Annotated in this window: 24 protein-coding genes and 1 other annotated feature; of the genes, 19 read left to right on the forward strand and 5 right to left on the reverse strand. The window is 26.4% G+C overall.

What is annotated here, in order from left to right:
* The first annotated feature begins 63 nt into the window (after nucleotides 1–63).
* A complete protein-coding gene (gene tdc, locus CLTHE_RS14885) occupies nucleotides 64–1941 on the forward strand; it encodes a tyrosine decarboxylase (RefSeq protein ID WP_080024066.1) in 1878 nt (625 codons plus the stop codon).
* A 34-nt stretch (nucleotides 1942–1975) separates the two neighbouring features.
* Here tdc and CLTHE_RS14880 read toward each other — a convergent pair whose 3' ends face one another.
* The gene (locus CLTHE_RS14880; RefSeq protein ID WP_080024067.1) at nucleotides 1976–2887 is read right to left on the reverse strand and encodes an AEC family transporter; all 912 of its coding nucleotides are present in this window, start codon (nucleotides 2885–2887) and stop codon (nucleotides 1976–1978) included.
* Nucleotides 2888–3188: 301 nt separating this feature from the next.
* The gene (gene tyrS, locus CLTHE_RS14875; protein WP_080024068.1) at nucleotides 3189–4415 is read right to left on the reverse strand and encodes a tyrosine--tRNA ligase; all 1227 of its coding nucleotides are present in this window, start codon (nucleotides 4413–4415) and stop codon (nucleotides 3189–3191) included.
* Between the two features lie 463 nt (nucleotides 4416–4878).
* Nucleotides 4879–5107, reverse strand: a binding site (T-box leader).
* Nucleotides 5108–5480: 373 nt separating this feature from the next.
* On the opposite strand from tyrS, the gene cax reads away from it, so the two are divergent.
* Both cax and CLTHE_RS14865 read left to right on the forward strand, forming a co-directional pair.
* The gene (gene cax / locus CLTHE_RS14870; protein WP_080024069.1) at nucleotides 5481–6539 is read left to right on the forward strand and encodes a calcium/proton exchanger; all 1059 of its coding nucleotides are present in this window, start codon (nucleotides 5481–5483) and stop codon (nucleotides 6537–6539) included.
* Between the two features lie 99 nt (nucleotides 6540–6638).
* Nucleotides 6639–7832 (forward strand): alanyl-tRNA editing protein, encoded by a 1194-nt coding sequence (locus CLTHE_RS14865; protein WP_080024070.1) that lies wholly within the window; start codon nucleotides 6639–6641, stop codon nucleotides 7830–7832.
* A 33-nt stretch (nucleotides 7833–7865) separates the two neighbouring features.
* Here CLTHE_RS14865 and CLTHE_RS14860 read toward each other — a convergent pair whose 3' ends face one another.
* On the reverse strand, nucleotides 7866–8633 hold the full coding sequence (locus tag CLTHE_RS14860; RefSeq protein ID WP_080024071.1) for a histidinol-phosphatase HisJ family protein: 768 nt from the start codon (nucleotides 8631–8633) through the stop codon (nucleotides 7866–7868).
* A 100-nt stretch (nucleotides 8634–8733) separates the two neighbouring features.
* On the opposite strand from CLTHE_RS14860, the gene CLTHE_RS14855 reads away from it, so the two are divergent.
* From CLTHE_RS14855 to CLTHE_RS14800, 13 genes are all read left to right on the forward strand, one after another.
* Nucleotides 8734–9075, forward strand: a complete 342-nt coding sequence (locus CLTHE_RS14855) for a hypothetical protein (RefSeq protein ID WP_080024072.1) — start codon at nucleotides 8734–8736, stop codon at nucleotides 9073–9075.
* Between the two features lie 133 nt (nucleotides 9076–9208).
* Complete coding sequence (locus CLTHE_RS14850) at nucleotides 9209–10462, forward strand: TcaA 3rd/4th domain-containing protein (protein WP_080024073.1); 1254 nt, start codon at nucleotides 9209–9211, stop codon at nucleotides 10460–10462.
* A 27-nt stretch (nucleotides 10463–10489) separates the two neighbouring features.
* Nucleotides 10490–11761 (forward strand): murein hydrolase activator EnvC family protein, encoded by a 1272-nt coding sequence (locus tag CLTHE_RS14845; RefSeq protein ID WP_080024074.1) that lies wholly within the window; start codon nucleotides 10490–10492, stop codon nucleotides 11759–11761.
* 300 nt (nucleotides 11762–12061) lie between these two features.
* On the forward strand, nucleotides 12062–12205 hold the full coding sequence (locus tag CLTHE_RS16930) for a hypothetical protein (RefSeq protein ID WP_002596997.1): 144 nt from the start codon (nucleotides 12062–12064) through the stop codon (nucleotides 12203–12205).
* A 23-nt stretch (nucleotides 12206–12228) separates the two neighbouring features.
* Nucleotides 12229–13053, forward strand: coding sequence for a hypothetical protein (locus CLTHE_RS14840; RefSeq protein WP_080024075.1), 825 nt, complete (start codon nucleotides 12229–12231; stop codon nucleotides 13051–13053).
* A 105-nt stretch (nucleotides 13054–13158) separates the two neighbouring features.
* Nucleotides 13159–14448 (forward strand): trigger factor, encoded by a 1290-nt coding sequence (tig, locus tag CLTHE_RS14835; protein ID WP_080024076.1) that lies wholly within the window; start codon nucleotides 13159–13161, stop codon nucleotides 14446–14448.
* Nucleotides 14449–14603: 155 nt separating this feature from the next.
* Nucleotides 14604–15197 carry an ATP-dependent Clp endopeptidase proteolytic subunit ClpP gene (clpP, locus tag CLTHE_RS14830; protein ID WP_002597000.1) on the forward strand — a complete coding sequence of 198 codons (594 nt, stop codon included), beginning with the start codon at nucleotides 14604–14606 and terminating at the stop codon, nucleotides 15195–15197.
* A gap of 25 nt (nucleotides 15198–15222) precedes the next feature.
* The gene (gene clpX / locus CLTHE_RS14825; RefSeq protein WP_080024077.1) at nucleotides 15223–16497 is read left to right on the forward strand and encodes an ATP-dependent Clp protease ATP-binding subunit ClpX; all 1275 of its coding nucleotides are present in this window, start codon (nucleotides 15223–15225) and stop codon (nucleotides 16495–16497) included.
* Between the two features lie 141 nt (nucleotides 16498–16638).
* On the forward strand, nucleotides 16639–18954 hold the full coding sequence (gene lon / locus CLTHE_RS14820; protein ID WP_080024078.1) for an endopeptidase La: 2316 nt from the start codon (nucleotides 16639–16641) through the stop codon (nucleotides 18952–18954).
* Complete coding sequence (gene yihA, locus CLTHE_RS14815; protein WP_080024079.1) at nucleotides 18954–19550, forward strand: ribosome biogenesis GTP-binding protein YihA/YsxC; 597 nt, start codon at nucleotides 18954–18956, stop codon at nucleotides 19548–19550. The genes lon and yihA overlap by 1 nt, the downstream gene beginning before the upstream one ends.
* Nucleotides 19551–19688: 138 nt before the next feature.
* Complete coding sequence (locus CLTHE_RS14810; protein WP_080024080.1) at nucleotides 19689–20174, forward strand: hypothetical protein; 486 nt, start codon at nucleotides 19689–19691, stop codon at nucleotides 20172–20174.
* Nucleotides 20175–20197: 23 nt separating this feature from the next.
* Nucleotides 20198–20461 (forward strand): hypothetical protein, encoded by a 264-nt coding sequence (locus CLTHE_RS14805; RefSeq protein ID WP_242945659.1) that lies wholly within the window; start codon nucleotides 20198–20200, stop codon nucleotides 20459–20461.
* A 168-nt stretch (nucleotides 20462–20629) separates the two neighbouring features.
* Nucleotides 20630–21163, forward strand: coding sequence for a hypothetical protein (locus tag CLTHE_RS14800; RefSeq protein WP_080024081.1), 534 nt, complete (start codon nucleotides 20630–20632; stop codon nucleotides 21161–21163).
* Between the two features lie 125 nt (nucleotides 21164–21288).
* Here the strand turns inward: CLTHE_RS14800 and CLTHE_RS14795 are convergent, their stop codons facing one another.
* The gene (locus CLTHE_RS14795) at nucleotides 21289–22209 is read right to left on the reverse strand and encodes a hypothetical protein (protein WP_080024082.1); all 921 of its coding nucleotides are present in this window, start codon (nucleotides 22207–22209) and stop codon (nucleotides 21289–21291) included.
* Between the two features lie 77 nt (nucleotides 22210–22286).
* Between CLTHE_RS14795 and CLTHE_RS14790 the strand changes: the two genes are divergently transcribed.
* Nucleotides 22287–23516 carry a type 2 periplasmic-binding domain-containing protein gene (locus CLTHE_RS14790; protein WP_080024083.1) on the forward strand — a complete coding sequence of 410 codons (1230 nt, stop codon included), beginning with the start codon at nucleotides 22287–22289 and terminating at the stop codon, nucleotides 23514–23516.
* A gap of 10 nt (nucleotides 23517–23526) precedes the next feature.
* On the opposite strand, the gene perR is transcribed toward CLTHE_RS14790, so the two are convergent.
* Nucleotides 23527–23934, reverse strand: a complete 408-nt coding sequence (gene perR, locus CLTHE_RS14785; protein ID WP_080024084.1) for a transcriptional regulator PerR — start codon at nucleotides 23932–23934, stop codon at nucleotides 23527–23529.
* Between the two features lie 371 nt (nucleotides 23935–24305).
* Here perR and CLTHE_RS14780 point away from each other — a divergent pair, with 371 nt between their 5' ends.
* Entirely contained in the window at nucleotides 24306–24635 is a 330-nt protein-coding gene (locus CLTHE_RS14780) for a hypothetical protein (protein WP_002597010.1), read from the forward strand.
* Nucleotides 24636–24711: 76 nt separating this feature from the next.
* The gene (locus CLTHE_RS14775) at nucleotides 24712–25305 is read left to right on the forward strand and encodes an EAL and HDOD domain-containing protein (protein ID WP_080024085.1); all 594 of its coding nucleotides are present in this window, start codon (nucleotides 24712–24714) and stop codon (nucleotides 25303–25305) included.
* Nucleotides 25306–25333: the final 28 nt, after the last annotated feature.

A 25333-nucleotide genomic window follows, 5' to 3' on the forward strand; every position in this document is an offset into this window, starting at 1 on the left:
TAGAAGTTAATAAATTTTAGTTTTGAATTAAAGATAATTTGTTATAAATAAAGGAGTAAAAATATGAATGATAAAACAAATGAGGATTTAAATCTTAAAGCAGTCTTTTTAGGACCTAAATCTGAAAATAAAAATACATTTGAAAAATATCTTAAAATGATGTTTGAAGATCATAGTGAATGGAGAAAAAATTATCATCCAGAAGATAAAGAAATAATAAATAGAAGAGAAAAAAGAACAGAAGATTTCCAAGAATCTGTTGATAGAATGGAAGATGTTCTTAAAGAATTATCTATAAGACTTAGATCACAATCACTTCCATGGCATTCCCCAAGATTCTTAGGTCATATGAACTCAGAAACACTTATGCCAGCAATATTAGGATATTTTGGGGCTATGTTATATAATGGAAATAACGTTGCATATGAATCTTCACCAGGAACTTCACAAATGGAAGAAGAAGTTGGAGAAGATTTTGCAAAATTAATGGGATATCAAGATGATATTGGTTGGGGACATATTTGTGCAGATGGTTCAATTGCTAACCTTGAAGCGATTTGGTATGCAAGAAATATTAAATCATTACCACTTGCTATGAAAGAAGTTGCTCCTGAATTAGTAGAAGGAAAAGATGAATGGCAACTTTTAAATATGTCAGTTAAAGAAATATTAGATTTAGTTGAAAAAGTGCCTGATAAACTTGATGAATTAAAAGAACATTCAGCAAGAGAAGGTGTTGAAAAAATAGCTAAATTAGGTAAGTGGATAATTCCACAAACTAAACATTATTCATGGCTTAAAGCAGCTGATATTATTGGAGTTGGTCTTGAAAATGTAGAAGCTATAGAAGTAAATGAAAAATTCAGAATGGATACTGAGCTTCTAGAAAAGAAAATAAGAGAATTTGCAGCACAAAAAATTCCTGTATTTGGAGTTGTAGGAGTTGTTGGTTCAACAGAAGAAGGTGCTGTTGATGATATTCATAAAATAATTGAAGTTAGAGATAGACTTGCAAAAGAAGGAATTCATTTCTATGTACATATAGATGCTGCTTATGGAGGATATGCAAGATCAATATTCTTAGATGAAGACTTTAGTTTTATTCCAAAAGATAAACTTCAAGAAAAATATAAAGAGCATGGAGTTATTTTAGATCCAAATACAAAATGGCCTGAAGATGACACTTATGAAGCATTTAAAGCTATAAGTGAAGCGGATACAGTTACTATTGACCCTCATAAGATGGGATATATTCCATATTCAGCAGGTGGAATAGTAATTAAAGATAAGAGAATGAGAGATTCAATTTCTTATTTTGCAACATATGTATTTGAAAAAGGAATGGATATTCCAGCATTACTTGGAGCATTTATGCTTGAAGGATCAAAAGCTGGAGCAACTGCAGCTGGAGTTTGGGCAGCACATAGAACTTTACCACTTAATATTACAGGATATGGTAGACTTATAGGAGCTTCTATTGAAGGAGCAATGAATTTATATGAATATTTAAGTGATAAGAAGTTTGTTGTTGATGGCAAAGAAATAATATTACATACTCTTATAAGACCAGACTTTAATATGGTTGATTTTGCATTTAATGAAGTAGGAAACACAGACTTAGAAAAAATGAATGAATTAAATCATGATTTCTATGAAGAAGCATCATATGTTAGAGGTGGATTATACAGCAATGATTTTATTACTTCTCATACAGATTTTGCTGTTCCAGATTATGGTGATAGTCCATTTGGATATGTTAATAATATAGGAATTTCAAGAGAAGAGTGGGATAAAGTACAAAAAGTAACAGTGCTAAGAGCTTGTGTACTTTCACCTTTCTTAAATGATAAAAAAGTATTTGCAGAGTATATGGAAAAAATAGAAAAAGCAATTCAAGATAAATTACAAAAGATATATAATGACAAAAAAATAAATAAATAAAATAAAAAGGTATCAAGATTTTCTTGATACCTTTTTATACTATATTCATTATTATAGGTATTGTTATAATAGAAAAAATAGTTGTAATAAAAACACATTGAGCAGCAAATTCAGGTTTTACTTTAAAACTACTTGCAAAAACTGAACATACAACTGCAACAGGTAATGCTTCTAATAATACACATATACTTCTTATAAATGGTGTTGCACCTAAAATTGTAGTTAAAAAGAAAATTAGTATTGGTATTAATATAAGTTTTGTAAAACTTATATAATATAGAAGCTTTTCTTTAAACATTTCCTTTAAATTTATAGAACTTAACATAGCTCCAACAATTATCATTGATAGTGGAGTAGTCATATTTCCTATGTAACTAAGAGTTAATTGTATAGGTGAAGGAAGTTCTAAATTGAAAATGATAAGAATAATTCCTATTAAAGTAGCAATAATACCTGGACTAAAAACTATGTTTTTAATAATTTTTAATTTATTATTTTCTTCTTTATTAAATAATATTATTCCAATACTAAATAGGAATATACAATAAGGGATTCCATAAATCGCAGTATAAAAAACACCTAATTTTCCATAAAGTCCAGCCATTATAGGATATCCCATAAAACCAGAGTTTGAAAATAAATTGGAGAATACACAAATTGCTTTATTTTCTTTAGGTAATTTTAATGCTAAAAGTTTACTTAATATATAAAGGAAAATGTGTATTATAGTTGAGAAAATAAATATTAATATTGCATTATGAATAACTGAATGTGTTATTTTATAATTAAATGAAGATAGTATTAAAAAGGGAAGTGAAACTTTAATTAAAAAGTTTGACATAGATCCAATGCTTTCTTCAGAAATTATATTTTTTTTTCTAACAAAAATTCCTACAAGCATAATTAAAAATAATATAAAAACTTCTTTTATAATAGTAAAATTCAATATAAATCACCTCTTTTACTTATACAATTATATATGGAAGATATGAATTAACTTTAAATAAATAAAAAACCTATCTAATTTAATAGATAGGTTTTAATTCGTATATTTGTAGTAGTATAGATTATAATTTTAAAAGTCATTATATTAATTAACAAGATTTCTAATTTGGTTGATTAAATTTGTTTTGGTTGATTAATTTTAATTTGATTGATTAATTTTAATTTGGTTGATTAATTTTAATTTGGTTGATTAATTTTAATTTGGTTAATTAATTTTAATTTGGTTAATTAATTTATTTTAATTATTTTATAACAACTTTTGTAAATCCTTTTTTACCTTTTTTGATCATTGCAAATCCTTCTGCAAAATGTTCTTTATTTAAAGTAGCTGAAACATCAGTAACTTTTTCATTGTTTAATGATAAACCGTTTTGTTGTAGTAATCTTCTAGCTTCGGATTTTGAAGGAAGAACTTTAAATTCTACTAATAAATCTATTAAGCTAGTTCCAAGTTTATCTTCTGAAAGCTCAATAGTTGGAACATTTTCTAAATCAACTCCACCATTGAATAGAGCTTCAGCAGCTTTAGCAGCTTTTTGTGCTTCTTCTTCACCGTGAACTAATTTAGTAACTTCAAATGCTAATCTTTGTTTAGCTTTATTTATTTCTGCACCTTCAACATCACATAATGCTCTGATTTCATCCATTTCAACGAATGTTAATAATTTTAAGCATTTTTCAACGTCAGCATCATCAATGTTTCTCCAGTATTGGAAGAATTCAAAAGGAGATACTTTTTCAGGGTCAAGCCATAAAGCTCCACCAACTGTTTTACCCATTTTTTCACCTTCGCTGTTTGTTAAAAGACTACAAGTCATAGCGTATACACTCTTAGATTTTTTCTTTCTAACTAAGTCAACACCAGCAATCATATTTGACCATTGGTCGTCTCCACCTAATTCCATTTTACATCCGAACTTTTCATTTAAAACTAAGAAATCATAAGCTTGCATTAACATGTAGTTAAATTCTAAGAATGATAGACCTCTATCAGCTTCAAATCTTCTTTTAAAACATTCAGCAGCTAACATTTTATTTACTGTAAAATGTCCACCAACTTCTCTTAAGAAATCAATGTAGTTTAATCCTCTAAGCCAATCGGCATTATTTACTAATATTGCTTTATCATCTGAGAAATCAATAAATCTTGACATTTGTGATTTTATTGATTCAACATTGTGATGAATTTGTTCATCAGTAAGCATTTTTCTCATATCAGTTTTTCCACTTGGATCTCCAATAGTAACAGTACCACCACCTATTAATACAATAGGTCTATGACCAGCTTTTTGCATATGAGCCATAAACATTAATGCTATGAAATGACCAACATGTAAGCTATCAGCAGTTGGATCAAATCCAATGTAGAATGTTATTTTCTCTTTACCCAATAATTCTCTAGTTTCATTTTCATGTGTGAATTGTTTAATGTATCCACGTTCTTTTAGTGTGTCTAATACGTTTGTCATAATTTTTCCTCCATTATAATTTAAATAAAATTTTAATTTTAGTCCTATCTTACTTAATATAGTTGACCTTGTTTAAATAAAGAAATATAATAGAGTTATATAAAAATGTTATTAAATTTCTTCATTTAGAATTAGTATTTGCAATGTTGTAGGAATTCTTGCAAATATTTTTCTATACTAGGTTGGGTGATTTGATTTATATACAAATATTAAGGACTAATTTAAGCAAAATCTTAATGAAGAAAATATGTTCAACTAACCTGAGTGAGAAAGATGTTATTCACGAATAATTTCCGAGGTTATTCCTGAATGATTAGTTTTATTTGAAAGGTCTTCAAAAAGTTATTTTTGTAGGCTTTTTTTGCTTTACACCCAACCATGTATAAAATTTAATTAAATGAGTAAGATTTACAAAAAATAATTATAATAAGAGTTTTTGCGTATAAAAAAAACTCATCCTATAACAAAGGACGAGATTATATCACGCGGTACCACCTTAATTTATTACATAAAATTTATATGTAACCTTAATAGCTTTAACGAAGCTTATCCGATAACACCTACTAATTAAAAATTAACTTTCAATGCATGACTCCAAGACGTATTCAAAGTAAATGTCCTTGCGCCTCTCATCATCCGGCAACTTTCTGTTAAGCTTAGATACTTCTACTTGCTCTTATCATTGTCTTTATTAATTATCTTTTGCAACTGCAGTAATTGTACTGCATGTGCTTATTATATATCTGAAAAAAATAATAGTCAATACTAAAAATTTTGAATGTATATTAATAAATTTAAAATATTAAAAAAGAAAAATACTTCTAAAATATTACAAATACAGGGTTTCCAAAGAGTTTTTTAAAATTTATTATTTCTTAATAAAAAGGTTCACATAGAATAAAAATTAATAAAAAAAAGAATACTAAATAATATATTTTTAAATATATGAGCGTAAAAGTAAAAAAATTTTTAGTTAAAATAAATTAAAACTTAAAATATAATAAATAATTTATTTGCTTTAAAAATAAATATATTTTTATTCGATTATGGAAAAGAGGTATGATAATGAAATTTTTAAGAGTTCTATTAATATTTGTTCCAATAAGTATAATAGCTAAGTTTTTTAATTTTAATGAAACTGTAATATTTATTTTAGCAGCTTTGGCAATAATTCCATTAGCAGGACTTATGGGAGAGGCTACAGAAGCTATTTCAATTTATACAGGGCCAAAATTAGGAGGATTTATAAATGCAACTTTTGGAAATGCTACAGAGCTTATAATATCATTTTTTGCACTTAAAAAAGGATTATTTGAAGTTGTAAAATCTTCTATAGCAGGTTCAGTTATAGGAAATGTTTTGCTTGTATTAGGTCTTAGTATTCTCGCTGGTGGAATAAAACATAAAACTCAAAAGTTTAATAAAAATATTATTGAAGTTAGCTCCAGTATGTTGTTATTTTCTGTAATTGGATTAACAATTCCTGCAATATTCACACATACTATGGATATAAATCTTTTAAATACAAGGTATGAAGGATTAAGTATTTTAGTTGGAATAATAATGATTGTAATATACATATTAAGTTTGATTTTTTCATTTTTTACACATAAAGATATATATGCGATAGAAGAAATTGGAGGTAATTCTAATCATAAAGTAGAAAAAGGATGGAGTATGTGGAAATCTATTTTTGTTTTGCTTTTAGCCACAGTTGTTATTGCAGTAGAATCAGAAATTTTAGTAGGTGCTGTAGAACCTATGACGCATGCTTTAGGTCTTAGTGAATTCTTTGTAGGAATAATAATAATTCCTATAATAGGTAATGCAGCAGAACATAGTACAGCAGTTATTATGGCAATAAAAAATAAAATGGATGTTGCGGTAGAAATTGCAATAGGATCAAGTTTACAAATAGTACTTTTTGTTGCACCAATTTTAATATTTTTAAGTTTACTATTTTCTCCTATGAGTATAATATTTAATGAATTTGAATTAGTGGCACTTATAGCATCAGTTTTTATAGCTAATAGAGTGGCAAGTGATGGAGAATCAAATTGGCTTGAAGGAGTACAACTTTTAGCTGTATATATAATAGTTGCAGCAGCATTTTTTATAGTGTAATAAGAGAAATAAAGGAATTATATAAAAAGCTAATGCTTTTTTATATAATTCCTTTTTGTTATACTTTTTATAAAAGATTAAAGAAAGTGACGTGATTAAATGGAAAAATTATATTATATTGATGGCTATATAAAAGATTTCTTTGCAGAAGTGACTGGTATAGAAAAAAAAGAAGATAAATATCATATAACATTAGATAAGACAGCATTTTTCCCAGGTGGAGGAGGGCAACCACATGATATAGGAACTATAGAAGGTGTTGAAGTATTAGAAGTATATGAAAAAGATGGAGAGATATATCACGTAGTAGAAAAAGAAATATTAAAAAAACATAGACTAAAATGTGAAATTAATTGGGATAGAAGATTTGACTATATGCAGCAACACTTAGCTCAGCATCTTTTGTCAGGATGCTTTTTTAAGTTATTTAATCAAAATACTGCTGGTATACATTTAGGAAAAGAGATTAGTACTATAGATATAGTAGGAAAATTAACAGAAGAACAAATAAGAAAAGCAGAAGCTTATGCAAATGAAAATATTTTTAAGAATCTAAAAGTTGAATTTTTATTTCCAGAAAAAAGAGAATTAAAGAAGTTAGGACTTAGAAGAGATTTACCTAAAACAGATGAAAAAATAAGAGTTGTAAAAATAGAAGATTTGGATATAAATGCATGTTGTGGAGTTCATCCTAGTAGAACAATAGAGCTTCAATGTATAAAGCTAAAGAGAGCTGAAGGTCATAAAGGGAATACTAGAATTGAATATTTAGCAGGAAGAAGAGCTATAAATGATTATATAATCAAAGACAATTTTTCAAAAAAAGTTTGTAATTATTTAAGTTGCAGTGAGGACGAAGTTATAAAAGGAATTGAAAATTTAAAAGAAGATATAAAAAATCTAAATAATCAAAATAGAGAACTTTTAGAAAAAACAAGTGATTATGAAGTAAAAGAAATTTTAAGTAAATGTGAATTAATAAATGGGATAAAAGTATTTAAAAAAGTATATGAAAACGGAAATATTAAAAATATAAATAAAGTTATAGAAAAAATATGTTCTATAGAAAAAACAATATCATTAGTTGGGATAACTAATGGAGAGAAGGCAAATCTTATATTTGCATCCTCTAAAGATAATGATATTGATATGGGAAGTTTATTAAAAGATTCTATAACTCTAATTGATGGTAGAGGCGGAGGAAGTAAATTTCTAGCTCAAGGCGGAGGAAAGAACAATAATAATATAGAAAATGCCTTAGAATATGCAATTAAAAAAATAAAAAATAATTAAAAAGGTCTTTAGTTTTACTAAAGACCTTTTTAATTACATTAATATCATTTTTCTATTTTTAAAATAGACTGGTTTCAAAGAAAGTTTTTTGCAAATTTCTAAAGCAATATTAAAGTCTGCGCCAATAGCATCATCAGTATGAGCATCAGATCCTAATGTAACATATTTTCCACCACATTTAGCATAAAGCTCATAAATATCTAAAGTAGCTTTATAAACATCCTCTAAATGTAATCTTCTAGTGTTTATTTCTAAAGCTTGTCCGTTTTTAATTAAAATAGAAAAAATTTGTTTTAAATATTCTCCATGTTCAGATACACTTAAATTATTATTTTCATAATTACAATAACGACAAGGATAGTCAATATGGCCTAAAGAATCAAAATTATTAAACTCAGTAATATATTGAATAACTGCATTTAAATAATTTTTAAAATAATCTTCTCTATTTAATCCTTTTTTAGAATAAGTTAAATAGATATCTTCATCATCAACAGAATGAACAGAACCTATAATATAATCAAATGGATATTTATTTGTTTTTTCAGTATTTTCTTTTACAATACTTGAACTTAATCCAATTTCAACACCTAGAAGTAAATTATCATTTCTATAGCTTGAGTATTTTTCAAAGAATTTATCTAAATCAACTCTAAATTCATTTTTTATATGGTAGTTTAAGTCTAAATGATCAGTCAATATTACTCCAATTTTTAATTCTTTAGATTTTTCTATTATAGAAGAAAGTTTCATTTGGCTATCAGATGATAATTCAGTATGAATATGAGTATCAAAAATCATTGTTTGTCTCCTTAAATAAAAATTGTTTTTTATATTATAGCATAGTATTATATGAATATATTAAGTAAAGATAAAGTATACTTATACTGGAGGAAAGAATATGAAAGAACTTTTTAAAATTAAAGATCTTGTTTTTTATGAAGAAGATTTTATAGATAACATTGAAGATTATGAGGATATTATTTATATAATTCAAGATTTCGCAAGTTATTTAGAATACGAAAAAATAGTTACAGCAGATGATAATGAATGTTGTAATAAAAGCAGAAATAACTATTTTATACAAATTCATGGATATATAGATGAAAATGATGAGTTTGTGACTAAAGAAGAAGTTGATAAATATAAAAATGTATTAGCAGAAAATAAATTAGATCTATTTGTAATAAGAATATTTAAATGTGTAGACTGTGGAAAATGGCTAATTGACATATTAGAGTAATAAATTAATGGGTATGATTTTATCATACCCATTATTAAAATATATATAAATTCAAAGTTATTAAGAAAAGATTAAAAATATTGATTTTAAATTAATAATTAATATATTATATTAATAAAAGGTTGTGTATAAAATGAAAAAAAATGTGGATTTAGATAAATTGAGAGATAAAACTGCTGAATATACAAAACTTTTGAAATATCCTAATAAATTAAAATTATTAGAATTTGGAAGTAAATATAAGAAGATTTTAATTCCAATAGTATTGATTTTATGTTTATGTTTTGGATATTTTTTAGGAACACCTAAAAATAATAGTCAACAAGTTTTAAATAAACTTCAAGTAGGTTTAGAAGATGGAAATGTTAGAACTTTAAATAGCATAATAAAAGTTAATGGTAAAAAAGCAACAGGAAATGAATTAAAGCCACTAGCAAAATATTTTCAAAATAGAAGTGATAAAGTAAGTGAATTTGTAGACTTAGTAAAAAATAATGGTACATCAAAAATTATGGAGCTTAAAAAAGAAAAAGGATTTTTAGGAGATAACTACTATATAGATCTTAAGACTTTTGATTTAAAAGTAAATTCTAATTTAAGTAACACAAATATAACTTTAGATGGACAACAAATTGAACAAGGAAAAGTAGTTAAAAATTTAATTCCAGGTGAATATACTTTAGAAGGTACTGTTGATAGCAAATATGGCTTAATAAAGGAAACTGGAGAAATAGCAGTAGTAGACAATACAAATATAAATTTAGATTTAAGAGGAGATACAGTAACAGTAAAATCTCCATATAAAGACGCCACTGTATTAATAAATGGAGTTAGTTCAGGTAAAACTGTAGAACAATTTAAAGATATTGGACCTATGCCAGTAGATGGAAGTGTATCTTTAAGTATAGAAAAACAATTTCCTTGGGGAAAAGTTGAAGGACCTAAAGTCCAATTAGAAAATAATTCAGAGGTAAACTTAACTCTTAATATGGCAAATGATGCTCTGTGGTCTGAAGTAGATAGTGTTATACAAGGGTTTTATTCAAGTGTTTTTACAGCATTAAATAATGAAAGTAAAGATAGTATCACAGGGGCTTCAGATGATGCAAAAAATAAAATTTACTCTATATTAGAAAAAAATTATGTATTCTTAAAAAATGATTATAAATTAGATAATTTAACTATTGACAAAGAAAAAAGTAATTTTACTTATGAGAATGGTATGTATAAAGGAACTGTAGTATGTGATGTAAATTATACTATAAGTAAAAATATATTTGGAATAATAGGGATTTCAAATACAAAAGAAAATAAAAAGTTTTTTACAAATGTAATTTATAAAGATGGAAAATGGATTGTTAACAATGTAGAAAATTTTTCACTTTAGAAATTAATTTAAGGGGGATTTAAATTTATGAATAAAAAAAGGCTTTGTACTATGTTATTAGCTGTTGCTATTACTACACCACTTATAGGTGATGTAGTGGCATCTGCTGATACAAAATCACAAAACCAAATTAATGCTAATAAAGAAAAAATTAATGAGCTTGAAAAGGAAAAAGAAGATTTAAAGAATGAAAAAGATGAAGAAGTTCAAAAACTTTCAAAAGTTATGAAAGAAATTGAAGAAATGACTAAAAATCTTGACAAATATCAAAGTGTTGTAGATGAATATCAAAAAAAGATAGACTCAATAACAAGTGAAATAAATGCTTTAGAAAATAGAATGGCAGAAATGCAAAGACAAATAGATAAAACAGAAGCTGATATACAGCAGAATGAAGAAGAAAAAGCGAAAAGAGAACAAATTTTAGGAGAAAGATTAAGTAGTTATTATAAAATGGACTTCCAAGCACAATTTTTACATATGCTTTTCTCAAGTGAAAGTATTGGAGATTTCTTCTCAACATTGTTTAACATAGATAAAATATTAAAAACAGACAAACAACTTATAACAGAAATACAAGAATTAAATGTTCAATTAGAAAATGAAAAAAAGTCAATTATAGAAAATAGAACAAAGGTTGAAGAAGATAAAAATAGAGTTGAAGAAAGCAGAGCAGAAGAACAAAAGCTTCAAGATAAGGCTATAGTTGAAAGAAATAAATGGCAAGCGCAAGTAGAGGACTTAGAAAAGATAGAAAATGAAAAAAGAGATATTTTAAGTAAATTGGAAAATAAAGAAAAGTCAATTGAAAATCAAATAGGAGATTTAATGGACTTTAATAAAGAGCTTCAACAAAAAATTGATGGGATATTTGATAATATAGGAAATCAAGGCGGAATTGCTCCATCTTCTAGTGGATTTATTAGACCAAGTGGATATGATATATCAAGTAATTATGGTCCGAGAAAACATCCTGTTACAGGAAATCCAAATGGATTTCATACTGGAACTGATTTTGCAGCACCTTATGGAGCAACTACAATGGCAGCTAATAGTGGAACTGTAGTATATTCAGGATGGATGAGTGGTTATGGACAAACTATTGTAATTGATCATGGTGGAGGAGTTCAAACTCTTTATGCACATTCAAGTAGTTTACTTGTGTCAAATGGACAGAAAGTACAAAGAGGACAAGCTATTGCTAAAGTTGGAAGTACTGGTATGAGTACAGGGCCTCACTTACATTTTGAAGTTAGAATAAATGGAAGACATACTAATCCTATGAACTATATTAGTTAAAACATATAACATATAATTATATTGCTTGAATTGTGATATAGTTATATGTTAATTTTATTTATAAGAGAAAAACCTATACTTAAAAAGTACAGGTTTTAAAATTTATACAAATAATGTATAAAGGTTAGATTTTTGTTAAATTCTATTTAGTGGATAAAAAATAGAATTTTATATCTAATTAAAATTATACATTATGTAAATGAAGTTTAAAAGATTATAAATAAATATTAACTGCATGTTCAAAAATAAACAAAATTTATTTGAAAATAAAAATATGGTAAGATTAAAGGAGAAATTATTATGATACATTTAGAAAAAGATACACTTTTAAAAGATACAATGGAATATGAAGAATATACAAAAAATGAAGCTAAGTTAACAGATGAAGAAAAAAGAGCTTTAGGAATTAAAGTATGTTCTGGATGTTGCAAAAATAGAAAATAAATATTAATTGGGAGGGAACAAATTTGGCTAAGCCGAGTATATTTAGTAAAGACTACGAGAAAAAAATGAAAAAAAGAAGATTGAAAATTTTAATAAGCATAATAGTAGTCATATTTATTGCTTTAGGTCTATTTTATCAGTTTAAGCTAAAAGGTATGGATTTTAACCAAATTGTCAATAATCTTCAAGCATGGGCTAATAATGATTCTGTTTCAAATGAACATCAACCAGTTAAAAATAATCAAACTCAAAAAGAAGAAGCTAAAAACACTGTAGAAGAACAAAAACCGTCTGCTCCAGTAGATTCAAATTTAGAGTTTAAGCTTTTAGATAATGAGGTTGTTAAATTTAAAGTTCAAGAACAAGACGGAAATAAAACATTTTTAAATATAGAAACAAAAGGTTTTTATAGTAATATATCTCCAAATAAAAAAGAAGCTGTAGTAGAAGATGAAAATCAAAATATGTTTTTAGTAAATATAAATGGTGAAGTTAAGAATATAACTAAGGCAGAATATGTTTCAAGAAGAGGAGATAAATATCCAAAGGATGCTATGATACAAAAAGAAAAAAACTCTGGAGTTAATTATTTATGGGGAGTAAATCCAACTTTCATAGATGATGATACTATAGTATATATAAGCAATCTTCCTTATTTTGGTGCATCAGCGAAGAATAAATATTTATGGATATATAATATAAAAAATTCTACTTATAAAGCTATATGGAATTCAGCATCTAATGACTTAGAAATACTAGGTGCTAATGAAGGTAAAAATAATATTAATGTAAAAGTTGGAAATGTGGAATATATTTTAGATAATCAGGGAAAGCTTTTTAAAGAATAAAATAGGAAGTAAGTAACAATAAAGTTTGATAATAGGGTCTAAACTGTGTTATAATATCCTAGTTAATAAATGTGAATAAGAACTATTTTAGGAGGAATAAATAAGATGGAAGCTAAAATGGAAAAAATAGAAGCTAACGTTGTAAAATTTGAAGTAAGAGTAGAGGCAGAAAAATTTACTGCTGCTTTAAATAAAGCATTCAATAAAAACAGAAATAAATTTAACATACCAGGATTCAGAAAAGGAAAAGTATCTATGGCAATGGTTAAGAAATTCTACGGATTAGAAGTTCTTTTTGACGATGCTGTAAATACAGTAATAAGTGAAACATACCCATCAGTAATAGATGAAAATAATATAAGACCAGTTGACTTCCCATCAATAGATGTATTAGAAGTTGGTGAAGGAAAAGAATTAGTTTATACAGCTACAGTAACTGTATATCCTGAAATAGAATTAGGAGAATACAAGGGATTAGATATTAAAAAACCTGTATACGAAGTTTCAGAAGAAGAAATAGAAAACCAACTTAAAGGAATGCAAGAAAAGAGCGCTAGAGTAGAAGTTAAAGCAGAAGGATCTGTTGTTGAAAACGGAGATATAGCTGTTATAGACTTCAAAGGATTTATCGGAGATGTTGCATTTGAAGGTGGAGAAGGACATGATTATCCATTAGAAATTGGTTCAGGATCATTCATTGGAAACTTTGAAGAACAATTAGTTGGAATGAAAGTTAATGATAGCAAAGATGTTGTTGTTACTTTCCCAGAAAACTATGGAAAAGAAGAATTAAATGGAAAAGAAGCTAAATTCGAAGTAACTGTAAAAGAAATTAAAGTTAAAGAATTACCAGCTATAGATGATGAATTTGCATCAGAAGTTTCAGAATTTGAAACTTTAGAAGCTTTAAAAGCAGATATGAGAGAAAAATTAACTGCAGCTAATGAAGAAAAAGCAAAAAGAGAATTTGAAGATGCTTTAGTAACAGCTGTTATTGAAAATTCAAAAATGGATGTTCCAGCTGTAATGATAGAAAAAGAAATAGATGCTATGGTAGCAGATCTAGAAAATAGATTAAAATATCAAGGATTAACTCTTGATCAATATATGCAATTCACTGGAAATGATACAGAAAAAATGAGATCATACATGAAAGAAAATGCTGAAAAGAAAGTTAAAGGTGAATTAGTAATCGAAGCTTTAGCTAAAGCTGAAGATATAAAAGCAACAGAAGAAGAAGTTAATGAAAAAGCTTTAGAATTAGCTAAAATGTATACTTCAGAAGACAAAGTAGAAGATATGGCTAAAATGTTAGCTACAGCTCAAAAAGCTATGATTGAAAAAGAAGTTGTAGTTGTAAAAGTAATTAAATTATTAGAAGATAACTGCAAATAATTATAAAATATAAATAAATATGTAACTTATATAATTGCCAGAGAAATTTTATTTTCTGGCAATTATTTAAAATAAAAATTAATAAGATACTTAAGATTAATATTCAAATATTTTGTTAATACTAATAAATGTTACATTTTAAGGAGGGGAAAAATATGAGTTTAGTACCAATGGTCGTAGAACAAACTAATAGAGGTGAAAGAAGTTACGACATTTTTTCAAGATTATTAAAAGATAGAATAATAATGATAAATGGAGAAATAAATGATGTTACTTCAAATTTAGTAGTAGCACAACTTTTATTCTTAGAAAGTGAAGATCCAGATAAAGACATATATATATATATAAATAGTCCAGGTGGATCAATAACTTCAGGAATGGCTATATATGATACAATGAATTATATTAAGCCAGATGTTTGCACTATATGTATAGGGATGGCTGCTTCAATGGGAGCATTCTTACTTACTTCAGGAAAAAAAGGAAAGAGATTTGCTCTTCCAAATGCTGAAATAATGATTCATCAACCTTTAGGTGGATTCCAAGGGCAAGCAACAGATATAGATATACACGCTAAAAGAATATTAAAAATAAAAGATAAATTAAATAAGATTTTAAGCGAAAATACAAATCAACCTTTAGAAAAAATAAAGGCTGATGTTGAAAGAGATTACTTCCTAGAAGCTGATGAAGCTATGGAATATGGATTAATTGACAAGGTAATTCAAAACAATGAAATTGAAAAATAGTAGTATACTTTAGTGAGGTGAATTTATGGCTAAGTATGAAGATAAAAAACAACTAAAGTGTTCTTTCTGTGGTAAAAGTCAAGAGCAGGTTAAAAGACTAATTGCTGGGCCTGGAGTGTACATTTGTGATGAATGTATAGAGTTATGTTCAGAAATCATAGAAGAAGAAATAGTGGAAAAGAAATCAGGTGTAGTACTTGAAAAATTACCAAAACCTGCTGAAATAAAGAAATATTTAGATGATTATGTTGTAGGTCAAGATAGCGCAAAGAAATCTTTATCTGTAGCAGTTTATAATCATTATAAAAGAATAAATTCAAAACAAGGTATAGATAATGAGGTAGAACTTCAAAAAAGTAATGTTTTATTATTAGGTCCAACTGGTTCTGGTAAGACACTTTTAGCTCAAACCTTAGCAAAAATATTAAATGTACCTTTTGCTATGGCTGATGCTACTACATTAACAGAAGCAGGATATGTTGGAGAAGATGTTGAAAATATACTTTTAAAACTTATACAAAATGCAGATTATGATATTGAAAAAGCCGAAAGAGGTATAATATATATTGATGAGATTGATAAGATTACTAGAAAATCAGAAAATCCATCAATAACTAGAGATGTATCAGGTGAAGGAGTTCAACAAGCTTTATTAAAAATTCTTGAAGGAACAGTAGCTTCAGTTCCACCACAAGGTGGAAGAAAACATCCACATCAAGAGCTTTTACAAATTAATACAACAAATATCCTATTTATCTGTGGAGGAGCTTTTGATGGTATAGATAAGATCATCGAAAAAAGAACAGAGAAAAGTGGAATTGGGTTTGGAGCAACTATACAATCTAAACAAGAAAAAGATTTAGGTGTATTATTAAAAGATATAATGCCTGGAGATTTACTTAAATTCGGATTAATTCCTGAATTTGTAGGAAGACTTCCAATAGTAGTTACTCTTGAATCATTAGATGAAGAGGCATTAGTTAAAATATTATCTGAACCTAAAAATGCTCTCGTAAAACAATACAAAAAGTTATTTGATTTAGACAATATTAACTTAGTATTTAAAGATGAATCTTTAAGAGCTATTGCTAAAGAAGCAATTAAGAGAAAAACTGGAGCAAGAGGATTAAGAGCCATAATAGAAGAAGTTATGATGGAAATTATGTTTGAAGTTCCATCTGATGAAACTGTTAGTGAAGTTATAATAAATGAAGAATGTATAACTTCTAAAAAAGATCCAGAAATAATTAGAGGAAATTCTAACGAAAATTTATTAGAAAGTCCTAAAATAGAAGAATAATAAAAACTCATCTTTGTAATTCAAAGATGAGTTTTTTTAATATTTAAATATTGGATTTTTATAAAGATTGAAAAATAAGTTACTTATGTTATACTAAATAAGTATAAATATAATTTAGAAGAAGTTCGGAGGAAGATGAAAATGGAAAATAATAGAGTACTTCCTTTAATTCCTCTTAGAGGATTAACTATTTTTCCTAATATGGTTATTCATTTTGATGTGGGGAGAGAAAAATCAAAAGAAGCTATTGAAGTGGCAATGAAAGCAGATGGAGATATATTTTTAGCACCACAAAAAGATTTAGAAATAGATGAACCTAAGAAGAGCGATGTAAATAAAATAGGAACAATAGCAAATATAAAGCAAATTGTTAAATTACCAAATGATGTTTTTAGAGTTCTTATTGAGGGAAAAGAAAAAGGAAAAATATTAAAATTTAAGAATAAAAAAAGTTATTTAGAAGTAGAAGTAGAGAGAATTAAAGAAGAAGTAATAGATGATGTAGAAATAGATGCGTATTTAAGAAGCCTTAAAAAATCTTTTATATCATATATGAAAGTTATAGGTGATACAAACCCAGAAATGATTAAAGGAGTAGAAATGGACAATGATCCTTGGAGACTATCAGATATAATTTCTGGAATTGTTGCTACAAAAGAAGCAGATAGATTAAGTCTTTTAGAAATAACTGACTTAAAAAAGAAGATAAAAAAATTATTATTTATAATAGATGAAGAAATATCTATTATAAAACTTCAAAAGAAAATAGGAAAAACTGTTAAAGATAAAGCTGATAAAAGTCAAAAAGAGTATTTTTTAAGAGAGCAAATAAAAGCTATACAAGAAGAGCTTGGTGAAGATGATGAAGAATCAGAAATATCTAAATTAGAAGAGCAAATACAAAATAGAAATTTACCAAAAGAAGTTAAAGAAAAAGCTTTATATGAAGTTAAGAGATTAAAATCAATGAGCTCAAATTCTTCAGAAAGTAATGTAGCTAAAACATATATTGAATGGATTTTAGATATTCCTTGGGAAATATCTACAGAAGAGAATATAGACATTAATTTTGCAGAAGAAATTATTAATAGAGATCATTTTGGACTTAAAGATGTAAAAGATAGAATAATAGAATTTTTAGCAGTAAAACAAATAAGTGGAGATATGAAAGGACCTATATTATGTCTTGTAGGACCTCCTGGAGTTGGTAAGACATCTATTGTTAAGTCGATTGCAGAATCTATGAATAGAAAATATTCAAGAATTGCATTAGGTGGTATGAGAGATGAATCTGAAATAAGAGGTCATAGAAAGACTTATGTTGGAGCAATGCCAGGAAGAATAGCATATGCACTTAAAGGTGCTAAAAGCATGAATCCAGTAATACTTTTAGATGAAATAGATAAGATAAGTTCAAGTTATAAAGGTGAGCCATCTGATGCTTTACTAGAAGTTTTAGATTCAGAGCAAAATAATACATTTAGAGATAACTATTTAGAAGTTCCTATGGATCTTTCAAAAGTATTATTTATAGCTACAGCAAATAGCTTAGATACTATACCAAGACCACTACTAGATAGAATGGAGATAATAGAGGTATCTGGATATACTTATGAAGAAAAATTCAATATAGCTAAAAAGTATTTAGTTAATAAGCAATTAAAAGAACATAATGTAACAAATAAAATAGTTAAAATATCTGATGATGCTATAAGATTAGTTATAGAAGGATATACTAGAGAATCAGGTGTCAGAGGATTAAATAGAGCATTAGGTTCATTAATTAGAAAAGCATTAACAGAAATGCTTAAGAAAGGCAATAAGTCTATAACAGTAAATAGTAAAAAAGCAGAAGAACTTTTAGGAAAAAGATTTTATTCATTAGAAACAATGGATAAAGAGGATAAAGTTGGGGTAGTTACTGGAATGGCTTGGACTGCTTATGGTGGAGATACTTTACCTGTAGAAGCTATGGTTATGGAAGGTACAGGTAAGCTTCAGCTAACAGGAAAACTTGGAGATGTTATGCAAGAATCTGCAAAAGCTGCATTTACTTATGTTAGAGCAAATGCTAAAAAGTATGGAATAGATGTAGAATTCTATAAAAAGAAAGATGTTCATATTCATGTTCCAGAAGGAGCAGTGCCAAAAGATGGTCCTTCAGCTGGAGTAACAATGGTAACAGCATTAGTATCAGCACTTTCAGAAAAAAAAGTTAAACATAATATAGCTATGACAGGAGAAGTAACTTTAACAGGTAGAGTTTTACCAATAGGTGGACTTAAAGAGAAAGCTCTTGCAGCTTCTAGATTTGGAATAGACACTATAATAATTCCTAAAGAAAATGAAAAAGATATAGATAAGATACCTGATTCAGTTAAAGACAGCTTAAACATAATAACTGCAAGTCATGTTGATACTGTTTTAGAAAATTCGATAATTGGAGTGAATAAATAATGAGAATAAAACAATCAGAATTTATAATATCAGCTGTTAGGAAACCTCAATATCCTACTGATGAAAGAGTTGAAATTGCTTTTGTAGGTAGATCAAATGTTGGTAAAAGTTCTATAATAAATGCTCTTACTAATAGAAAAAAATTAGCAAAGGTTAGTCAGACACCAGGAAAAACAAAATTAATTAACTTCTTTTTAATTAATAATGATTTTTATCTTGTAGATTTACCTGGATATGGATACGCTAAAGTGTCTAAAGCTGAAAAAGAAAGTTGGGGAAAAACAATAGAGGATTATCTTGCAGGTAGAGAAGAGCTTAAGAGAGTTGTTCTTTTAGTAGATTCAAGACATAAGCCAACTGCTGATGATATAATGATGCATGAATGGATTCTTCATTATGGATATGATGTTATTGTTGTTGCAACTAAAAGCGATAAGCTTTCAAATAACCAATTAAGAAAAAGTGAAAAAGTTATAAGAGAAACCTTAAAGCTACAAAAAGAAGATAAATTATATTTCTTCTCATCTTTAAATAAAAAAGGAAAAGATGAATTAATAAATAATTTATTTGAAGATTTAGCAACGGATTTAGATTAAATTTATATTGGACTGAGAAATTAAAAATTTCTCAGTCCTTTTTATTTAGTTTTGTGTCAAAAATAATAGCAGTTCATACAATATAGTATAAACAACAAAAAAACAAAAAAAACTTAAAAATGTAGGAGGATTTTGTTTATGGAAATTAATGATATTTTAAATGGATTTAACGAATCAGATTGTGATGATTCAAATTCATGTGATTGCAATAATAATCATCATAATAATGATGGATGTAATGATGGTTGCAATAACGGATGTAATAACTTTGGTAATAATGGATGCAATAACAACTTTATTTGGTTTATATTGATAATATTATTATGGGGTTGTAACGGAAATAATAGAGGTGGACGTAGAAATAATTGTTGTTGTGATTGCTGCTGTTGCTGTGATTGTTGCTGCGAAAAACCTAAATTTAAAAAATGTAAAGAAACATTCTATGTTCCAGTAGATCCTTGCTTTGGAATGATGAATAATGGAATGATGAATAACAACTGGGGCTGGGGTGGCTTCGGAGATGGATTTGGCTGCGGAAATAGCTGGTTTGTATGGATAATATTAATATTAATATGTTGCTGTGGATCTGGTTTCAATGGAAATTCATGTAATTCATTTTGCTAATAAATAGTATGGAGGAATAAATTATGTCAAGAAGAAGAAGAAGAAGATGCTGCTGCTCAAGCGGAAGTACAGTTATAATGCCTAATTGGAATAATGGTGGAAGTTGTCAAAATGATAACTGGGGAATTTGGATAATATTAGTCTTAATAATTGCTTGCTGTGGATGCGGAAACAATGGATTTGGAAATAATTCAAATTGCTGTAATAATGGAAACAACAACTGGTTTTGCTGGTTATTTTTAATAATAATCGCTTGTGGTTGCGGAGGAAATGGATGGGGATGGTAATCTCTTAATTCCTTTATTTGATGAAATCTAAACAAATTAATCAATTTAATATATGAATTGATAGTTGTTGGAGGGCTTTTATAGCCCTCCAAAAAAAATGCATAAAAATAATAACAAAAATATATTTTATACATATAATGTAAAGAGAAATTATAATTGGAGGTTAATATGGGCAGTAAGAGAAAGCATAGAAATAGAAATGAAGATGATTATTTAGAAGATTCACAAGGGCAAATGAATAATCCTTTTGGCTTGGACATGAATAGTTTAATGGGAATGCTGGGAAATATAGATAAGAATAAATTTAATACTATGATGAATTCGTTTAATCAAAATGGTATAAACATGGATAACTTTAATGGAAATATTCATAATGGAATGGATAATAATATTAATAACCAAAATAATTTTGGAAATATGGATCCAATGAAATTATTAAATAATTTAATGAATAATAATATGAATAACACTGTAAATAATAATATGAATAATAACACTAACATTAATAATGAAGGATTTAGTGGAGCAAATAATGAAAATAATATTAAACATAATGAAAAGAAGGATTATAATGTAGATGAAGATGATCCTAATATCCAAATGTTATTATCATTAAGAAAGATAGTTAGTAAAGAGAGAATTAAATTTATAGATAAAGCTATTTATTTATATGTAAATGGGGCATTTGGGGATTTAAATTAAAATGAATAAAAATAATATTAATGGTAAATAATATTATTGTAAAAGAAAAAATCTTTTATAAACTATATTATTAAGTTAGTATAGTTATCCCCCATCCCCCTTTTAAGGCCGCAAAAGCGGCCTTTTTATTTTTTATTAAAAATGAAATTCATGTTTGAGATTCTTAGATTATTATAATAATCTTTATTTAAAGTAACTTCTACATTAAAAGGTTCTATAGTGTTATCTTTTAAATTTTTTCTATTAAAATATAGAGTATAATTACATTCTGTTATGTCTCCATTATCATCTATTTCAGTATCAAAGAAAAAGCAATCAATTAGTTTATAAGAAAAATTGCTTTTATCAAGCTTCCAAAGATTAGATAAATCCTTAGAAGAAATTGAATCAGTAAATACATCAGGGTGACTTTCTACTTCAACATCAAGGTTTATATAGTTTATAAGAGGAATAATACTATCAATTCCAGGGACTACTAATGAATCTCTAGTAGAATTAATTAATTCATTATTTATAATCATATTAGATCTTAGATTTTCTTTATTTTTATTATAATTTAGTGAAATAAATTGAGGTGTTTTATTTAAATTAGAATCAATAACACCGCAAACATTATTGGAGTTTTGTAATGTTAATTCAAAATTATTGTTATAAGAAAAAAGATAATTAATAGTTGAATTATTTTTGATACCTTGAATTAATATTTCAGGTTTATTATCTCTAGAGATATTTATAAATCTAAGTTTAAATATATTACCTTCTCCATTAGAGCAAAGGAAATTGTCATCTAAAAGAGAGCTTAGAAGAATTGTTGATTTTTGAGTTGTTATTTTAACGTCATAAGAATTATCAGCTTGGATTACTTCTATAGTTTCATTTACTCCATCACCAGTTAAATCAATTAAATGTTTTTTGTTAATATCTACTGAAGAATAAGTACTAATAGTTTTTTTTGAGTTAATAAAAAAAATAAAAAGAGTAAAACAAAGAATTACTACTAATAATATAAGTAAGTATTTAAAATATTTTAATTTATTAAATTTCATTAATATCCCTCCCATAATAAAGTATATGAAAAAGAATAGAATAAATGATTAGATATTATTTGTAAAAGGAGAAAAAGATGAGATACAGAAAAAGAAAAAGAATCTATTGTGCCTTATTATTAATTATTTCATTATTTAATTTTATATCATGTAGTCGTAATGAAGAAGAAAGCCATAATATTAAAATTTATTACAATAAAAATACAGTTAAAGAGATAAATGTAGTAGAAGAGATTATAAAAGAATATAAAAAGAAAGTTGGCAAAGAAGTTACTTTAGTTGGAGTTGAAAAAGAAGAGGATATGATAAAATTTATAGGAGAAGATAAAGAATCTAATATAGTAATTTTAGATGGTTATTCTTTTGTAGATTTTGCTAATAAAGATTATTTAAGGGATATAAGTTATCTTTATAAAGATAAGAAGACAAGAGAAAAATTTTCACTTATAAATAATGTTTATGGAAGGTTATTAGGAAGTTATTATGGAATAGGATTTATGCCATTTTCATTAGATTTAGTATGTAATGATAAATTATTGAAAAGTATGGGATTAGATATAAAAGAAGATAATTTATTTAAAGCTATATCAATTTTAACTAGCAAAGGAATAAAAATACCAACATACATAAAAAGTGAGTATACAAAAGAGTTGCTTTTAAGTGCTGTTGTTGCAAATGATACTATAATATATGATATGAATCAAGAATATGTAAAAGGAAAATTAGAAAATGATATATATACTATAAAAGATGGTCAAAAGATATTTAATGTAATAAATGATTATTATAAGCAAGGAATTTTAAAAGAAAGCAATTTCATAGAAGGTGGAGAGGAATTAATAGAAAAATTTAATAAAGGAGAAATTCCTGTTGTACTTACAACTACTCTTTCTTCAGATAAATTTGATAGCTCAATAAATGCAACTCTAATTAATAAGCAACCTATAGAGAATAAATATGTAAATGCTGCAACTGGAGTAGATATAATAATTTGTGCAACAGTTGGAAATCATCAAGAAAATGATGTAGAAAGCTTTCTAAGATTTTTGCTTCAAGGAGGAGCTATGGAAAATTTAAACAAAATGAAAGTAGTAACAGGAAATAAAATGGGAGATAGTTCTTTAATAGGAGTTCAAGGAGATATGGCAAGTAGTATTCAATCTATAGCAGAAGTAAATAGATTTTATTTTAATAGAATATCAAATAAAGATATATTAAGTATTAGTGATGAAGTTAAAAATGTAATGGAAGGAAAATATGATGGGAAAGAGTGGGAAAGAGTGTTAAATAAAAAAACAACGCAATAATTGCGTTGTTTTATTGACAATCTTTACAGATGCCATAGAAATATAGTTGATTTGAAAGAACCTTATAATCTGAAACTTTTTGTGCATCAGTGTTTATATTTTCAAATACTTCATTAGATAAATCATCAACTCTACTACATTTGATACATTGAATATGTGGATGAGTTTCGCATTTACCGTCATATCTAAAATTTCCTTCTCCAACATTTAATTCTTTTACTAAACCTACTTCTACTAGAGTTTTTAAAGCTTTATATACTGTAGCTAAACTCATAGTTGGGTATTCTGGTTGAATAGCTTTGTATATAACTTCTGCAGATGGATGTTCTTTTGTACTCATAAGATACTTGTAAACTGCAAGTCTTTGAGGAGTAAGCTTAAGTTTTTTTTCTTTAAAAATTGTTGTTATATTCTCCATATTAAATACTCCTTATCCTATATATAAGGTTATTATATATGCTAAACAAAAAAAAATCAATGATTATTCAATAAATATCTATCTTAATTAATAAATATTATTATCTAATATATGAAAAAATAATATAAAATATTATAAAATGGTTGAATTAGAAAAAGTTTTATGTTAAAATATAAACAAAGTTGTTAAAAAAATAACGATTCCGTGTTTATTTATTTTTATTTTTATAGAACAGTTCTCTGTTCTTTTTTTTTAAATAATTTATTAAATTTAAATCAAAATATACACAAATGGAAAAGATTAGTTGCAAGAAAAGATGCAAGGTGATAAAATCGAGATATAGAATAGGATAAATTTAGGAGGAAAGTCACATGGCTAAATACAAAGTTGGAGATAAATTAATAATAATAAACGACCCTACAAAAGAAAAAGAAAAATTAAAAGAACTTACAAAATTAGAAGTTGAAGACCAATATGCTCAAATTTCTTGGGGAATAAAAATTGTAAAGGTTGAATATGATAAGCCAAATGTTACATTAACATATAGAAATATAAAGGGTGAATTAAATAAAGTTTTTGCTGAATGCAGAGATATTGAAAATTTTGATCAAGAAAAAGTTTTAGAAAAAGCTTTATTAAAGGCATTCCAAAATGAAATAATAGACCTTTCAGTAGGAAAAAATATTGGATTCTTTAAATAAACATTATATTACCGTATGCTATTAATTTAGTATACGGTAATTATTCTAATGTTAGGGTTTATCAGGAGGAAGTTTGATGAATATATTTTTGGCAAAGCAAGGTATATATAATCGCCAAAATGAAATTGTTGCTTATGAACTATTATATAGAAATTCTTATAAAAATTATTATGATGAAAATGTAGATGGGAATTATGCAACTCTACAAGTAGTTTCAAATATTTTAAATATAGGAAAAGAAAACTTAATAGAAGATAAAAGAGCATTTATAAACTTTTCAAAGAAATGTTTAATAAATGGATTAGTTAATACTTTGTCAAAAGATAATATAGTAGTAGAAATATTAGAAAATATAGATCCTACAGAAGAAGTTAAAAGAAAAATTAAAGAACTAAAAGATGAAGGCTACATAATTGCATTAGATGATGTTACCTTAAATATAAAATATATTGAATTCGTAGAATTAGTAGATATATATAAAATAGACTTTATAGATACAACTAAAAAAGATAGAAATATAATTCTATCTAAAATTAGAAGTATAAACCCAAAAGCAAAATTTTTAGCAGAGAAAATAGAGTGTAAAGAAGATTATGAAGAAGCTTTTTGCGAAGGGTATGATTATTTTCAGGGGTATTATTTAAGCAAACCTATAGTTGTTCAAGAATAAAAAGAGAAAAATAGGAAAATTTACAAAA

The sequence above is a fragment of the Clostridium thermobutyricum DSM 4928 genome (assembly GCF_002050515.1).
GTDB classification, from domain to species: Bacteria; Bacillota; Clostridia; order Clostridiales; family Clostridiaceae; genus Clostridium; species Clostridium thermobutyricum.